The 13,384-nt window shown below is 54.9% G+C and carries 19 protein-coding genes and 1 pseudogene; 17 read left to right on the top strand and 3 right to left on the bottom strand.

The genetic code is table 11. The annotated features are described in order from the left end of the window. Nucleotides 1-9 precede the first annotated feature (9 nt). The 15 genes and pseudogenes from ACYZTX_RS29870 (at nt 10) to ACYZTX_RS29940 (ending at nt 8,185) form a co-directional block, all read left to right on the top strand. Nucleotides 10-252, top strand: a complete 243-nt coding sequence (locus ACYZTX_RS29870; RefSeq protein WP_462037204.1) for a hypothetical protein — start codon at nt 10-12, stop codon at nt 250-252. Between the two features lie 11 nt (nt 253-263). After that, entirely contained in the window at nt 264-407 is a 144-nt protein-coding gene (locus tag ACYZTX_RS29875; protein ID WP_462037205.1) for a hypothetical protein, read from the top strand. A gap of 15 nt (nt 408-422) precedes the next feature. Further along, entirely contained in the window at nt 423-743 is a 321-nt protein-coding gene (locus tag ACYZTX_RS29880; protein WP_462037206.1) for a hypothetical protein, read from the top strand. An 18-nt stretch (nt 744-761) separates the two neighbouring features. Beyond that, on the top strand, nt 762-1,013 hold the full coding sequence (locus tag ACYZTX_RS29885) for a hypothetical protein (RefSeq protein ID WP_462037207.1): 252 nt from the start codon (nt 762-764) through the stop codon (nt 1,011-1,013). A gap of 9 nt (nt 1,014-1,022) precedes the next feature. Continuing rightward, nucleotides 1,023-1,298 (top strand): hypothetical protein, encoded by a 276-nt coding sequence (locus ACYZTX_RS29890; protein WP_462037208.1) that lies wholly within the window; start codon nt 1,023-1,025, stop codon nt 1,296-1,298. Nucleotides 1,299-1,361: 63 nt separating this feature from the next. Then, nucleotides 1,362-1,622, top strand: coding sequence for a hypothetical protein (locus ACYZTX_RS29895; protein ID WP_462037209.1), 261 nt, complete (start codon nt 1,362-1,364; stop codon nt 1,620-1,622). A 166-nt stretch (nt 1,623-1,788) separates the two neighbouring features. After that, complete coding sequence (locus ACYZTX_RS29900) at nt 1,789-2,226, top strand: hypothetical protein (RefSeq protein ID WP_462037210.1); 438 nt, start codon at nt 1,789-1,791, stop codon at nt 2,224-2,226. Nucleotides 2,227-2,521: 295 nt separating this feature from the next. Then, a complete protein-coding gene (locus ACYZTX_RS29905) occupies nt 2,522-2,941 on the top strand; it encodes a DUF7831 domain-containing protein (RefSeq protein ID WP_462037211.1) in 420 nt (139 codons plus the stop codon). A gap of 505 nt (nt 2,942-3,446) precedes the next feature. Beyond that, nucleotides 3,447-3,863 (top strand): hypothetical protein, encoded by a 417-nt coding sequence (locus ACYZTX_RS29910; protein WP_462037212.1) that lies wholly within the window; start codon nt 3,447-3,449, stop codon nt 3,861-3,863. A gap of 14 nt (nt 3,864-3,877) precedes the next feature. Beyond that, nucleotides 3,878-4,195, top strand: a complete 318-nt coding sequence (locus ACYZTX_RS29915; RefSeq protein ID WP_462037213.1) for a hypothetical protein — start codon at nt 3,878-3,880, stop codon at nt 4,193-4,195. A gap of 95 nt (nt 4,196-4,290) precedes the next feature. Continuing rightward, nucleotides 4,291-4,518 (top strand): annotated as a pseudogene (locus ACYZTX_RS29920) (antirestriction protein ArdR); the annotation flags it as partial. 1,044 nt (nt 4,519-5,562) lie between these two features. Then, nucleotides 5,563-6,711 carry a DNA cytosine methyltransferase gene (locus ACYZTX_RS29925; RefSeq protein ID WP_462037214.1) on the top strand — a complete coding sequence of 383 codons (1,149 nt, stop codon included), beginning with the start codon at nt 5,563-5,565 and terminating at the stop codon, nt 6,709-6,711. 87 nt (nt 6,712-6,798) lie between these two features. After that, on the top strand, nt 6,799-7,653 hold the full coding sequence (locus ACYZTX_RS29930) for a hypothetical protein (RefSeq protein WP_462037215.1): 855 nt from the start codon (nt 6,799-6,801) through the stop codon (nt 7,651-7,653). Nucleotides 7,654-7,684: 31 nt separating this feature from the next. After that, on the top strand, nt 7,685-7,870 hold the full coding sequence (locus ACYZTX_RS29935; protein ID WP_462037216.1) for a hypothetical protein: 186 nt from the start codon (nt 7,685-7,687) through the stop codon (nt 7,868-7,870). An 18-nt stretch (nt 7,871-7,888) separates the two neighbouring features. After that, nucleotides 7,889-8,185: a hypothetical protein gene (locus ACYZTX_RS29940; RefSeq protein WP_462037217.1), complete on the top strand. Its 297-nt coding sequence runs from the start codon at nt 7,889-7,891 to the stop codon at nt 8,183-8,185. A 563-nt stretch (nt 8,186-8,748) separates the two neighbouring features. Here the strand turns inward: ACYZTX_RS29940 and ACYZTX_RS29945 are convergent. From ACYZTX_RS29945 to ACYZTX_RS29955, 3 genes are read right to left on the bottom strand one after another with little or no spacing between them, the layout of a single operon-like run. Then, complete coding sequence (locus tag ACYZTX_RS29945) at nt 8,749-9,396, bottom strand: hypothetical protein (RefSeq protein ID WP_462037218.1); 648 nt, start codon at nt 9,394-9,396, stop codon at nt 8,749-8,751. Continuing rightward, nucleotides 9,389-10,072: a nucleotide-binding protein gene (locus ACYZTX_RS29950; RefSeq protein ID WP_462037219.1), complete on the bottom strand. Its 684-nt coding sequence runs from the start codon at nt 10,070-10,072 to the stop codon at nt 9,389-9,391. Before ACYZTX_RS29950 ends, ACYZTX_RS29945 begins: the two co-directional genes overlap by 8 nt. A gap of 9 nt (nt 10,073-10,081) precedes the next feature. Then, nucleotides 10,082-10,576 carry a hypothetical protein gene (locus ACYZTX_RS29955; protein ID WP_462037220.1) on the bottom strand — a complete coding sequence of 165 codons (495 nt, stop codon included), beginning with the start codon at nt 10,574-10,576 and terminating at the stop codon, nt 10,082-10,084. Nucleotides 10,577-10,814: 238 nt separating this feature from the next. Between ACYZTX_RS29955 and mobA the strand changes: the two genes are divergently transcribed. Further along, the gene (gene mobA / locus ACYZTX_RS29960; RefSeq protein ID WP_462037221.1) at nt 10,815-11,123 is read left to right on the top strand and encodes a plasmid mobilization protein MobA; all 309 of its coding nucleotides are present in this window, start codon (nt 10,815-10,817) and stop codon (nt 11,121-11,123) included. Further along, entirely contained in the window at nt 11,120-13,345 is a 2,226-nt protein-coding gene (gene traI, locus ACYZTX_RS29965) for a TraI/MobA(P) family conjugative relaxase (protein ID WP_462037222.1), read from the top strand. The genes mobA and traI overlap by 4 nt, the downstream gene beginning before the upstream one ends. Nucleotides 13,346-13,384: the final 39 nt, after the last annotated feature.

The raw sequence follows: 13,384 nt of genomic DNA on the forward strand, positions 1-13,384 counted from the left end.
ATACCCAGTATGACCAGCACGAAAATTGCCCCGAAAACAACGTTCCTCAACTACCTGCGCATCAAGATCAACAAGATCGCCCGCACCGAGCGCCGTTACATTGACCGGGCCGAGGAACATGTGCGCGCCTATGCCGAGGCGCTGGCAGACGCGAATATCATCACCGATGACGAGCGCGACGAGTTTTACGAGATGGCCAAGCAGGCCGCCGAGGACGCGGTGCGCGCATTCAAAACTGCCGAGCAGGCATAAGGAATCAGACCATGGAAATCAAGGCTAATCAGTTTGTAACGGGCTCCAGTGAGACGGCAATGCTCACCCCCGACATGCTTGGCGTCACTGATGAGAATCCTGATTATCGGGCTACGACCTCTGAAATGTTCGTGACCATCGGCTATCAGCGTTAGGTAGGAAAATTAGCCATGAAACGTCAAATCAGATCAGAGTTAATCGAGTCAGTGCTTGCTGAAATGGATCGTGTCTGGGGGCCAGAGGGGTTTGGCGGTGAGTTGGAAGCCTATACGTGGCTGAAAGCGCACTTTGGTATTTCGGAAGAAGAAGACGTGCAGTGGCAGGACGTACTTTCTGACTGGGCTGGTACGTTGGACGAAGATACGGCGGATCTGGAAGAGAACGACAAGGACCAAGTGAAAGCGTTTCTTCAGGACGATTCCGCCGTGACTACTTTCCTGGAAGCATTGCTCAAACGCTATAGAAGCTCTGCCGCGACATACCCGAGTTAAGTTAAGGGAAAATCCTTCATGAGAGTTTTCAAAAAGCCCCGGAAAAAAGCCGGCAGTATTGCCCCCCCATCAGTCGCAACTTGGCCACTTTGGGCAAATTGGTGCGCGCTCGATCCGCTCGGTTATTGGATTTTCTTCGAAAAAAAACCAGAAATAACAGCGAAAGGTTGGCTGCCCGATGGGGTGAAGTGGGGGGAGCCGCGAGAATCCATAGGTAATATTTCAGATTCTTGGGAATCCTTGCTGTTTTCATCTCAAGACGCAAATTAAGGGAAATTTATGAAGCAGATCATTGGAGCCATTATTGGTGCAGCGCTCGGCCTCGGGATCGGTTACTGGTGGCTGTCCCCAGCGCAGTCGGACGATCAGCTCAGAGCTGCGAAGTTGGTGTCGATTTCTGAAAGCCAGCAGGCAGCGCAGGCTAAAGATGATGCAGCGCTAAAAGGTATCTGTAGTGGAGGGAGCTGGAAGGCGCTCCCTAGCGGGAAAGTTGCTGTTTGTGCCGAAAATGTAGGATGGCACCTGCCAACTGGCCCAAGCGACGCATCACAGTAAGTTCGAGGAAAATCCCATACAGGTGCACCCAAGCCCAGCCGTAAAACTGAAAGGAACTCCATTATGCCCCTGATCCAAATTGAGCAAGACAACCCCGAGCTGCTGGCCAGCACGCGCGCCGAGATGGCGAAATCGGCCGAAGCCGTTCGTCAGTCGTACGGCAAAGCCGAACCGATGGGGATTAGTACCCGCACCCATGAATCGGGGGTGATGGTCGGCTACCTGAACGCGCTGGCCAGAAATCACCTGCTGAGCCATGAAGTGTGGTCGACGCTGGTTGCGGAGTGGGAAGCCGCCAAGAAAGCCTCCATTGCGAGCGCATAGGTGCGGCCTGGCGAGCGGTTGACATGGGTGCAATCGGCACCCGACACCATCATGAGCTGGTCACGGAAAATTCCGCACAGATCCACCCAAGCCCCGGCCTAAAACCGGGGCCAGGTCAGTAGAAGGACGCCGATTTTCGCGTCCGCGAAATCGACAAAGGACACGAATGAAACGCACGCTCTTAGCTCTCACCGCATTTTTGGCATGCACCGCACATGCCCAAGTTGCAGGTCCATCGAATAACCCGCAGGTTTGGCGGGTAGTCGTCACGCAGACAACAATCGTTCGGCCCGAACCTGGCACCGACGCAGTAAGGTCGCTCTCACTGGATGTACCAGACGACCAGTGCCGCATTGGCATCGTGAAAGCCTACGATCATCGCGGCCGCAAGGAATCGGACAAAAACATAAAGCTGTGTGTCGGGCAGATTGATGGGCTGCCGACAGTGACCGGCTGGGTGCTACCAGATCACATCCAGCAAGAACTTGCCGCTGGGAAATTTGAGCCAGACGTCGAGCTGTATGAGTCGTTTTCTTTTGGCTTTGACGGCACGAAAGCTGTTCTCAAGTCACTGACATACACAGTGTCCGTCACCAAGCTCTGAGTTGAGGGAAAATCCCATGAAGATGCAGAGCGCAGATCAAGCAGTGTTCAAGTCCGCTGTGCCGTGTGCGCCTGCATCGCTGCGAACCTTCCGCCTGCACTTGACGGTAGCCAGGCCGGGGCACCCAGCAAGGGCATGGCTACGCCCAAAATGCTCACCCGTTCAGACTCGCTCTGCTCGCTTAGCTGCGGCTTCCGCTTTTGCCCTTGCAGTGCGCTTTCCCGGCCAGTCAACCGGCGTGCTACGGCGAAAGGCACTCAGCGAAGCAATGGTAACTACCTCGGGGGAATCCGATTTGAATCACTCTCAAGCAAATCAAAATCCGGCTCAAGCATCTAGCAAAGCAATGGTTGAAGCGCATCTGAGCGTGGAGCTTCTGCGGAGTAATCCGGACAAAATCTACGTCTTCGGCGACAACCTTTTGCGCCGTGGTACTGCCGGCCAAGCAGCCGTGCGAGGCGAGCCGAATGCTTTCGGCATTCCTACCAAGCGGGCACCGTCTATGGCGTCATCGGCCTTCTTCTCTGATCGGCCTGACGAGTTGCAGGCAGTGCTGCAAGCGTTGCGCGAACTCTACGTGCTTGCGCGTACCAGGACTGTCGTGTTTCCAGCAGCGGGACTGGGTACTGGCCTCGCACGGATGGCGACCAGCAGCCCGCAGGCGTATCAGCAAATGCGCAGCATCCTTTCGGCTCACTTCGGGTTCGATCAGTGATTGTCGAGAGCCGATTCAGTGAGTCGGCTGCCAACAACCACAGTTAACGGAATAACGAAGCAATCCGCGAACAGAATCAAACAGAGGGCAAAGCATTTATCCCAAAAGGCGCCACGCTGAATGGCGATTGCTTCCCTGCTGCAAAAGCAGCAAGAGCCGCAGAGTCGAAGTAGGAAGGAAAAGAAGCCATGAACACAAAAGCGCGGAAAGAGAAACCGAGCCGGCCAGCGGCATCAGCTCCGATTGAATGGCCGCGTGCCGATCCAGCCGCATTGGACAAGTTTGACCCGGCGACGAAAACTTGCACCATGAACTGTGGCCCGCACGCGCATGACCCGCGCAGCCGCAAAGAACGCCTGTTTCTGTGCAGCGATTGCTAGCCACCCAGCGTCACCGATGCCCCGCCAAGTGTGGGGCTGAGGTCGTAGAGGGGGCGGCAACACAACATCTGGTGCCGCTGACCAGCTGATCGACCACAACATCTATTGCTGGAAAGGAAAATCCCATGACCGACAAGGCCGAATCCCCGTTCCAACGCCATCGCGCCGTGCTGCTCCAGCACGACTATTCGGCGGCGCAGACCCTGCAATCGTTCGTGCTGTCCTGCTGGAACGGCAACACTTGGCAGTTCCGTGGCGACCGCCTGACCAACCTCGACCAGGAGCACCGCCGGGCTTTCCTGGAAATGGCCCAGTCGTATGCGATCCGTGGCGAGGGGGACCCGGTGTTTATGGAAGTCTGCCGCGAAATGATCGAGCAGCGCCGCCGCTGGGCGGTTGAGAACAAGGCCAATCTGGACGAGCTGGCAGCGTCGTCGCCCGACGATCACCCTGACGGCCGGACAGAGTATTGGCGGGAAATGGACGAGCTGGGCAAGCAACATACGCTCAACCAAGAGCGCTATTTGATCGACCGCGATTGATCCGGGAAAAGATGATGAGTCCACAGAACCTGTTATCCGACGCCCTTGAGCGCGTCCAACTCGATTCGGCCGTTGCCTCGCTGCCGCCGATTGAACAAGCACTCAAAGCCGCTGCGCTGCTGCTAATGGAATCTACCCCTAATACTGCGAGCAACGCAGTTTTCGACGGTGAGCGTTATACCGCAGGGTTAGCGTACTTGGTGGATGGGCATCTGGAGGCTGATGGGCACGAAGACAAAACCAACGCACCCTTTTACTTCGGCCACTCCGCTATCAAAGCGTTTGAAGCCGGTGCTGTCTGGCAGGTTCAACGCAACACTGAACGAAAGTAGGAAAATCAGCTGCACCCACAAGCCCGCCATTGTCGCGGGCTAAGCCCGTAGGAGAGGGTCACTTTCTGCCCTCTGGATCGAGCAGGAAAACGATCATGAGTCAGCTTATCGAGGCGGTCGCTAAGTGGCGTGCAGCCAACCAGGATCGCCGTGGCGGTGTGGTGTTGGTTTGGCAGGGTGAAGTGTATGGATGGAAAAACAGCTTGCGGGATGCGATTCACGAACGCCCGGGAGCTTATGCCGTTGACGAGGCTGGCCACGTCTTCATCGCCGAGGGTGGTGATGACTACAACGGCGCCAAGTGCTGGGTTGTGGTCGACCCAGCCACCAGTTCCCGTAAACAGCAGCGTTTGGCTGCGTGGGAACTGCTGTGTAGCAAGTCTGTTGCGGCTGACGATCTTGAAAACTGGAACATTCAACTGATGGACGAGGTTGATGAAATGCTCAATGAGAAGCTCATCAACTTGGATGAAGCCGACGCTCTGCGTCTGAGAGCCGAGTTCCGCTGGACCGCTGAAAACTCCAGGCCGGACGAACCCATCCAGTAATCACGGAAAGACCGCCTAGGTACGTCCCAAGTCTCGCCATTGAGCGGGGCTGACCCAGGCGGCTACCCAAATTGGTGGGTTGCTGTTTAAAACGATGCGTCTTTTGCAGAGTCTTGCTCAGGACGTCACTTTAACCCCACCACTCCGGCCTTGCGCGGATCTGCTGACCAACCCCTCACCCCCTCCTGGATCTGCTGTGCCAATCGCTCATGCCGCGCCAATCGGCGCCGGCTTCGAGCACGATCACCTGCAGGTGATGCCGGCGCCGCCGGCAACGAGTTCGTCGAGCAACTGCAGGAGTTGGCCAGCGCCGATCGGCGCACCTGGTGCGCGATCAGCCGCGGGGAACAGCAGGGCAGGGCACAGCCACCTGGTGGTGGCCACCGGCGCCGGCGGGCCTCCTCGAGCACCTCTCACCCACGAACCCCACCACCTGCACGGGGATTCCTGACCCATCCCCTAACTCAGCCCGTGGATTTGTGGATGACGGCCAACACCGGCCGCCGACGGCGACCATACCCAACCCCCCCCGCCCTTCCCTTCAGGAAGGGAGCGCTGCGCTTCTGTCCGCACACGTTCGGTGCTCGCCTGCAAGCAGGCTGCGCGCCGCGTGCGGCTTGCGGGCAGACCCTTGACCAGGCAAAAGCAGGAAAACCGTATGCAGGCGCTAGAGCAGCCATTGAGTACGGACTCGTGCCTGACGAGCATTGAATGCCTGTAAATAGCAGCTTACGTATGTGCGTAAGTACGTATATAATTGTTTCATAATTCTGTATTATGGCTATTATACAGAATTAACAATCTAATTCGGAAGATCAATTGAACAATTCAGCATTAAAGTCCCAAGTGAGGAGCAACGCGCCAGAGCACGCAGCTGTTGGAGTGGATGATCGCGAGTTGGCAGAAATTGTCGCTGCTTTTGCAGAGGCGAAGCGTTGCATGAATTCTGCTGAAGAACGCACGCACCATCTGTTTGACTCGCCACAAGCTTGCGAAGTAATTCGTCTCAAGGACAAGGCATCGGTTTATCACAAGGCCCATGGTTGGATGACACCGGCAGAAGCCCGCGATCGTATCGATGGTTGGAAGGCCCGAGCGGCGACGCAAGGGGACCAGCGAAACAATTCCGACAAAGTGGTGCTGTCCTTTTTCGACAAAACAGGCGCTTGGTCCCGCCCATGGGAGGAAGCGGGGTATCAGGTGTACCGCTTCGACATCCAAGACAATCCCGAAACTGGCGATGTCAATCTGTTCGGCGCCGAATTTTTTGGTGATTGGTTCGGTGATTTCAATGGTTTGGACATTTACGCGATTCTGGCTGCATGCCCATGCACCGATTTTGCAGTGTCCGGGGCTCGCCACTTCGCCGCCAAAGATACCGATGGACGTACCGTTGCGTCAGTACAATTGGTTCACCAAACGCTGCGTGCAATTGAGTATTTCAAACCCTCCATTTGGGCAATTGAAAATCCGGTCGGACGTATTGAGAAGCTTGGGGGCCTTCCACAATGGAGACTGGCATTCGACCCCTATCACGTTGGTGATACGTACACGAAAAAGACCCTTATCTGGGGACGTTTCAATGCTGACTTACCCGTTGCGCCAGTAGAGCCCACTGAAGGCTCGAAAATGCACCGCATGTACGGCGGTAGCAGCCTGGCGACCAAAAACGCGCGTAGCGTCACCCCCGAAGGGTTTGCCTATGCGTTTTTCATGGCTAATAACGCTATCGACCATCCAAAGATGGCTGTTTCTGCCAAGTATGACCGGCTGTGTTCACGCCTACTGGGTGAAGCGGTCGAGTGCGGTTTGTCGCCTTACGAAATTGGTGGTTTGGTCGACGATTATTACTACATGGATCTCAACGATGAAGGTGCTGAAGACACCTTGCGTATGGAGCTGACGGCCCGTGGCGCCAAACTAGCCAGCTACCCCGAAGCCAGTGGACAGTTCGCAATGTGGCTTTGAGGCCCAGATCCACCGCCGAGCCCCGTCTTTCGGGGCTTCGGTAGTACCAGGACTCGGATTTCTGAGTTCGCTCAATGAGGCGGATTTATGGCAACCATTCTCAAGCAGGAACTGCAAGATCGCATCGCTCAGGCGGCCAACTTTGAAACTCCTCCTAAGGATGTCCCCGAGCCAATCAGGAAAGAATCAGACCTTTGCGACTTGTTCATTCGCGAGTTCAACAAAGTTGAAGGTTGGACGTGTTATCCGGAGGCAGCAGGCTTTGATGTTCTGGTTGTCCACCAGGATGGCCGCCAGATCGGCGTGGAAGCGAAGCTGACGCTGAACGCGAAAGTCGCTGACCAGATCCTGCCAGGCAATGGCGATGACTACTATGGAAGACCTGGTCCGGATCATCGGTTGGTAATTGTCAGTAGAATTACTGATGCAAGCGCTGTTATAGCCAAAATGTTGCATCGCCTAGGCGTGAAAGTAATGAGCCCTAGGCAGAATTGGGAGCGCACAGGCTACGAACACACGTTCGACCTGCGACATTCGCTCCTTATCGACGAAACTGGAGATACTCTGTTCGGCAGGGAGCGTCTATTCGACTGGTCGCCGGCCGAGCGCTGCTGGGTACCCGCACTTGTTACCGATCTTCCTGCTGGAGTACCGGCCCCAGTACGGCTGACCCCATGGAAGGAGGCAGCTTTGAAGGTGATCGCGTTGATGCGCAGTCAGGGATTCGTTACTGCGAAGCAGATTGCCGCACACGGCATCGGTGCTACAAGCTGGACTCAACCTGCTGGTAGCAAGCCTGCATGGTTGGCAAAAGGTACAATTCGAGGGCAATGGGTGGAAACTGAGCACATGCCTGCTTTCGATAAACAGCACCCGAGTATGTATGCTCATGCAGTTGAAGCTGTGGCTACTGAGTCAAAGAAAAGCTTTGTTTTGATTTAGGTAAACTTTACCCATTGAAAGGATCCCGGCCATGAACGAACCATTGACCGAACCGCGCTACCCCCTTCACCTGACGGCGGGCCAGTTAAACGACCTGAAGATCCACCTTGAGAAAGTGTCGGCCAGCGAAGCCGACCCGGACGCCGAGGTCTTTACGCTGCTGGACCTGGTGCGCGAAGCGCGCAAGCAGGCCGCAGCTTCACAAGTCACGAACTGAGTAGAAAGGAACCTCGCCATGGCTGAAGACATCAACCTGCCGCCGGAACTGGTCGCCATGCACCCGGACAAGGCGCGCCTGTCGTTGGCCGTTACGGCAATCAAGACGCACGCCCCGGTGTTGCGTGCCGCCTATAAGCGACTAGTCCGCCTGGCGACGGATCGTGGCCGGCGCGTGGTTAAATATGATGTGTGGGCATTCTTGATCTGTGATGAGGCCTTGGAGGCCGGCGGCTCGAGTACCGAGCTAGCCCAGGCGATCGAGCGTCTGGCCGATTACAGCGTTAAACAATCCACGCGCAACTCGTCTCACTGAAAGGAACCTGGGCGCGTCCACTTGTGTGCACCAGGTGCGCGATCAGTTGCGGAAAAGAACAGGGCAGGGCACGACCTTTTGGTGCTGGCCACTGGCGCCGCATACAGCGCCTGGCCTGGGACGTCGCTTAAACCCGCCACGCCGATCGAGCGCGGATCTGCTGCCAACTCCTCACCCCCTCCTGAATGTGCTTCACCGGCGACCGTCGGCCGCGCCATGCCGATCGGCACCAGCCTCGATCGTGATGACCTGCAGCAATCACCGGCGCCGCCGGCATCGAGTAGCTGACCAGGAGCTGGCCCGGGCACGTCGACCGACGTGCACCAGGTGCGCGATCAGCCGCGGGAAAACGTAGGGCTGGGCACGGCCACCCGGCGGTGGCCACCTGCACCGTATGCAGCGACTTATCCGGGACGGCGCCCGATAGCCGGCCGGACAGTGTCGACCAGAAATGACCAGTCCTGACACGGATAAGTCTGGAATCAGTTCATCGGATGGCTTTAGCGGTCAAGTTCGGACATCAATGGCCTGGAACGTTAAAACGCGCCCAGGTCCATTGAGGGTTATACGAATGGAAGTACAAATGCAGCCGAAAGGCCTAGGAGACTGATACCCGCAACAACAAGCCCAATCCTCTTTCCTTGGCGAATTTCATGTCTCGCCGTCCATATGGATGATGCAACCGCAGCACAGCCACAAATTGCTGCGATCCATCCGGCCGGCGTTCTTGCAATCGTAGAAAGAATAATCGCCAAGGGATGCTGACCTGGGTTGATAACTGCCCAAAAAGGCATCCGGCCAGTGCCCAGGACGAATCCCACAAACGTGCATAGAGCGCCAAATGCCACCAGGGCAAGCATGGTGATACCAATGAACTGATATCTGGACGCAGCCACGGCCTTCACCGCGACTGCTTCACTGGTTCGAGCTACCGCTTCCGACAGTGTTCCAAGTGCCTTTTTGGTTTCAACATCCGCAACATCTGCAGCTGTCCTGCGAATGTCCTCCATGACTTGCCCAGCATGCTTGGAGATCATCCCTGGATACTTGCTAAACAGCGTGTCATAGGACTGCAGCGTCATCAGTATGAGCCAGAGCGAATCGTTGTCTCGAATGTTGAGCGCGTTTTTTACACGATACATCGCCTCGATTTCCTTCTCTGACGGTTGCCGACCTAGCAACTTGGCGAAGGCAGAATCGAGGTCAGACATTGATCAACTCCCCGAGTGTTTTCTTGTATTCATTTCTCCAGCGAGTCAGCTCAGCCCTGTTGCCGATCGGCAACTCTTTCATAGCTGCCTCTATCGACAAGCGCTTGCTGTACAAATCATCGCTGACGCGATCTGCGAGGTCTGGAAAGGTAATCGAGTTGCCTCCGGCAGCTTCAACCGACTCCCGCAATTTTGAGCCGTTGTAGAGCTCAAATTTGCCTTCGTCACCGAAATAGCTGTTGCGGACTACGTTCACGACTGAGTCAGGAATTGCGTCCATATAGTCTTTCAGCAATTCCAGGCTATCTCGTTGACGATTGATTACCCAGAACGTCACCAGCTTCCTGTTCAACTCTTCAAGAGTTGAATTCAACGTGCTCCCATATGCGCTAACACCTTTGTTGTTACGTGCAGCGGTGTTGATGATGACGATTGCATCCTTATTTGCATCGCAGAGGTTGACCATATCGATCCAGCCGTTTGCAACGTCGAGATCAATCAGGTGAGTTTCAATCTCGTCTTTGTACATTTTGTAAACGTCCGGATTAGAGGTATCCGATTCAATCAGAATTACCTTCTTTCTTTCGTGCAAAGCGGTATCGATAAGTGCGATGGTAATCATCGATTTACCGACACCGCCTTTGCTACCACCAGATACAAAAATTGGCTCATTCATGTGCTTTACCTAAATCTCTCGACTGTCATCGCGTGGTTGAAATGTTCCGCTTTTAACGGGTTCTTTAGGAATCGTTTTGCTGCCAGTAGGTTCCACAACAGGCGTTGTACTTTTTTGATCAGCAACTGATGCTGTTTTGCCTGCTACAGAATCTTTATCGGTTTGCTTTTTTCCTGCTTCATCGGATGCTTTTTTTCCGCTTCCGTCAATCGGTTTTGTGAGCGGCTTCGTACGTGCTTTGGAAGCGCGTTTCTTCGGACCCTTCGAACCCCTCGCCCTCGTGAGATAGCTTTTCAAGGTTTGCGGCTTTATTTCCAAGCCATGCTTGGTAAATATCTCGGCAATCATCTCGATGGTATAGCCCTTATCTTGCAGCTCGGTTACCTGAGCTGCAAGCAGCTCTACAGCTTCTGGTTTGCTTACCTCACGCTTTTTGACTTCAACCGCAGGAAGGCTTTTCAAGCTTTCTTGCAGGTTTTCGATCGTCTCGATCGCAATCTTCATTCTGTCACCTGCTAATTATGCTTTTCCGCATTCTAGCTTTTGTCGTTGCTGCGTCAACTACTGCGCTATATAGTTGAACACAATAGCTCTTAGAATCTGGGACAAGGTAGGGTTTGTACTCCCGCAATAAATGGCGATCCTACAATCGGCAGCGCTCCAGTCGTTCCACTCCCTCTGCGCAGCCTACCTCCCCTGCTCAGGGCAAGCCCCGAGACCCCAAAACATTTCAGGACCTAATATGAGTGACAGCGAGCAGCGAAGACGCACAGGCCGGTTACCGCCCGTGCGCTGCTTTGAGGAAGAAGAGAAGACGGTGCGTGAAAAGGCCGAAGATTGCGGAATGAGCATTGGTCAGTTCATGCTCAGCGCAGCGCTTGCGCGCAAGACTAAAAGCAAGGTCGACAAGCACATCATTAACGAGCTACGAAAACTCGGCGGGCTTCAGAAGCACCTCTTCAAAGAAGGTGGCGGTGTCTTCTCGAAGGAGTACGCAGCGGTGCTCGTGGAGATCCAAGCGGCGATCAGGCGTATCGAGGAGAAATCATGATCGCCAAGATCCCGGATAAGCGTGAAGACGGAGACTCATCCTTTAAGGATCTGGTTGAGTACATGACGAACAGGGATGAAGACCAGGAGAAACTTACCGATGAGCTCAATACAAGCGACCGAAGAAGACACCTCGACGTTCTTAGGGTTATTGGAATCAATCTCGCTACAGCAGGCGACCATCTGCGCGCAGCTGGACGAGTTGATGTCATTGATGGAGACGCCATCAGAATCCTTCTTGGAAGTGTTGGAAGGCCTGCTCACTCCGATGCAGGAAAGCATGACCGATCTGACCGAAACGTTGACAACCCAATTGAAGGTGAAATAGATGGGCGTGAACATCAACGAAGTATTGCCCGCACTCGCGCAAATCTTAGAGCAGCAGGTCGCTATCTCGGACAAGCTCCTGAAGCTGATAGAGACTTTCAAGAAAGAGCCAGAGCCCGTCGAACCTACCTTGCGGTTGCTACTGACGCCGCTGAACGACGGAATCGACGTAATGCAAGAGACGTTGATGCAGACGAAAAACTAGCGCTGCTCCAACTGATGGGTGGGCCACAGGAGGTAGTCACGAGCTCGGGAGTGGTGTGCCAACACAACTGCCTAACGCTTGAAAGCGCCAGTGCTGAAATGGCGGCGGTCGCCGCTCAGAATGCCCGCGTCAAAGACCCGGTTTATCACGTAGTGCTTTCCTGGGCTCCGGGTGAAAACCCTACTGATCAGGAGGCCTTCGAGAGTGCGCACTACGCGCTGAAAGCTGTTGGCATGAGCGATCACCAATATGTCTTTGCCGTGCACCGCGACACCGACAACGCGCACGTTCACATTGCTGTAAATCGGGTTAACCCGGAGACGTTCAAGGCGGTCTACCCAGATCGCGACTACTACAAGCTCGATCGTGCAATGCGTGAACTTGAACTTGCCAATGGCTGGCAGGAAGTCGAGGGTGTTTTCTCTATATTTGAGCGTAACGGAAAGAAGGTCATCGACTGGACGAGCAAGTCGCCTGATTCAAAAGGGAAGCGACCAAGTAAGGCTTCGGAGATGGAGCGATACGACGGCAGCGAGAGCTTCTTCACTTACGTCCGAAATGAACCTCGAAAAGCCATCGCAGCCGCGCTGAAGCGGGAGACACTTACCTGGCAAGCCATTCACCACTTGCTCGCCAAATTCAATCTTGAGTTACGCGAGAAAGGGCAGGGGTTGGCCATCTATGACCAGGGCTCGGACGCAACCACTCCGATCAAGGCCAGCGACCTCCACGAAGACCTCTCAAAGTCCCGCCTGGTAAAACGCCTTGGTGACTTCCAGGAGCCGCGTCCTGTCGAGGTAGAACCCTCGACAACATACGACAAACACAAACCGTTAAAGCGCGACCCTAAACTTCGTGAGGATCGCCGGCAGGCAAGAGCTGACGCACGCAGAGCTCTGCGCGATCGCTACCAGGCCTATAAAAAGAGCTTTGTCACGAAGCGTCTGAACCCGGCTGACGTCAAGCGCCGTTATGCGGAAATAGCCGAGCAAGCGCGCGATCAGCGATCAAGGGTCAAGGCATCGAAAGGCAGCGCCGCGGCAAAAAAAGCGATGTACAGCGTCATCGCCTTCGAAACCCTACGAGATCGGGAGCGCTTGAAGGCCGAAATTCAGCGAGAGCGAGACGAACTTCGCCAAGATCCACACAACAAGAGTCGGACCTTCAAGGAGTGGGTTGAGGAACAAGCAGCGGCCGGTGACGACGCCGCGATCAGTCAGGTGCGTGGCTGGGCTTACTCCGAAAAACGCAAGCAGAAGGAAATCCAAGACGCTGATAAAGACGATCGGCGTAACGGGTTGCGACACGATAGTGAAGCTGATCCTGTTGCGAAAACGAACGTCGTTGGCATGACCTTCAAGGTGCGCCGGAGCGGAAGCGTTCATTACCAGAATGATCGTGGCCAGGATCAGTTCATTGACCAGGGGCGCTCGATCCATCTGTTGCCAGGCGCTGACACTGAGCGTGCTGTTATCGCTGCTGCTTTGGTATTTGCCAAAGAAAAGTATGGGGGACGATTCGAGCTCACTGGGACGGACGAATTTAAGAAGATCGCCGTTGAAGTAATGACAGAATACAAAATATCCGTGACGCTGAATAATGCAGTGCAGGAAGCCGCTCGAAAAGCTTACGAGGCTGAATACAGGGCTTCTGAGCGTAAAGGAGGCGGGAAGGGACATAGACCATCTTAAAACTGGAATTGCGCGACCTCATTCCGTATAGTACCCTTA

Source organism: Pseudomonas sp. MDT1-17, from assembly GCF_054898105.1.

Coding starts and splice junctions, on each gene's coding strand:
- ACYZTX_RS29870 (WP_462037204.1), top strand. CDS start 10: ATGACCAGCACGAAAATTGCCCCGAAAACAACGTTCCTCAACTACCTG.
- ACYZTX_RS29875 (WP_462037205.1), top strand. CDS start 264: ATGGAAATCAAGGCTAATCAGTTTGTAACGGGCTCCAGTGAGACGGCA.
- ACYZTX_RS29880 (WP_462037206.1), top strand. CDS start 423: ATGAAACGTCAAATCAGATCAGAGTTAATCGAGTCAGTGCTTGCTGAA.
- ACYZTX_RS29885 (WP_462037207.1), top strand. CDS start 762: ATGAGAGTTTTCAAAAAGCCCCGGAAAAAAGCCGGCAGTATTGCCCCC.
- ACYZTX_RS29890 (WP_462037208.1), top strand. CDS start 1,023: ATGAAGCAGATCATTGGAGCCATTATTGGTGCAGCGCTCGGCCTCGGG.
- ACYZTX_RS29895 (WP_462037209.1), top strand. CDS start 1,362: ATGCCCCTGATCCAAATTGAGCAAGACAACCCCGAGCTGCTGGCCAGC.
- ACYZTX_RS29900 (WP_462037210.1), top strand. CDS start 1,789: ATGAAACGCACGCTCTTAGCTCTCACCGCATTTTTGGCATGCACCGCA.
- ACYZTX_RS29910 (WP_462037212.1), top strand. CDS start 3,447: ATGACCGACAAGGCCGAATCCCCGTTCCAACGCCATCGCGCCGTGCTG.
- ACYZTX_RS29915 (WP_462037213.1), top strand. CDS start 3,878: ATGAGTCCACAGAACCTGTTATCCGACGCCCTTGAGCGCGTCCAACTC.
- ACYZTX_RS29930 (WP_462037215.1), top strand. CDS start 6,799: ATGGCAACCATTCTCAAGCAGGAACTGCAAGATCGCATCGCTCAGGCG.
- ACYZTX_RS29935 (WP_462037216.1), top strand. CDS start 7,685: ATGAACGAACCATTGACCGAACCGCGCTACCCCCTTCACCTGACGGCG.
- ACYZTX_RS29940 (WP_462037217.1), top strand. CDS start 7,889: ATGGCTGAAGACATCAACCTGCCGCCGGAACTGGTCGCCATGCACCCG.
- ACYZTX_RS29945 (WP_462037218.1), bottom strand. CDS start 9,396: ATGTCTGACCTCGATTCTGCCTTCGCCAAGTTGCTAGGTCGGCAACCG.
- ACYZTX_RS29950 (WP_462037219.1), bottom strand. CDS start 10,072: ATGAATGAGCCAATTTTTGTATCTGGTGGTAGCAAAGGCGGTGTCGGT.
- ACYZTX_RS29955 (WP_462037220.1), bottom strand. CDS start 10,576: ATGAAGATTGCGATCGAGACGATCGAAAACCTGCAAGAAAGCTTGAAA.
- mobA (WP_462037221.1), top strand. CDS start 10,815: ATGAGTGACAGCGAGCAGCGAAGACGCACAGGCCGGTTACCGCCCGTG.
- traI (WP_462037222.1), top strand. CDS start 11,120: ATGATCGCCAAGATCCCGGATAAGCGTGAAGACGGAGACTCATCCTTT.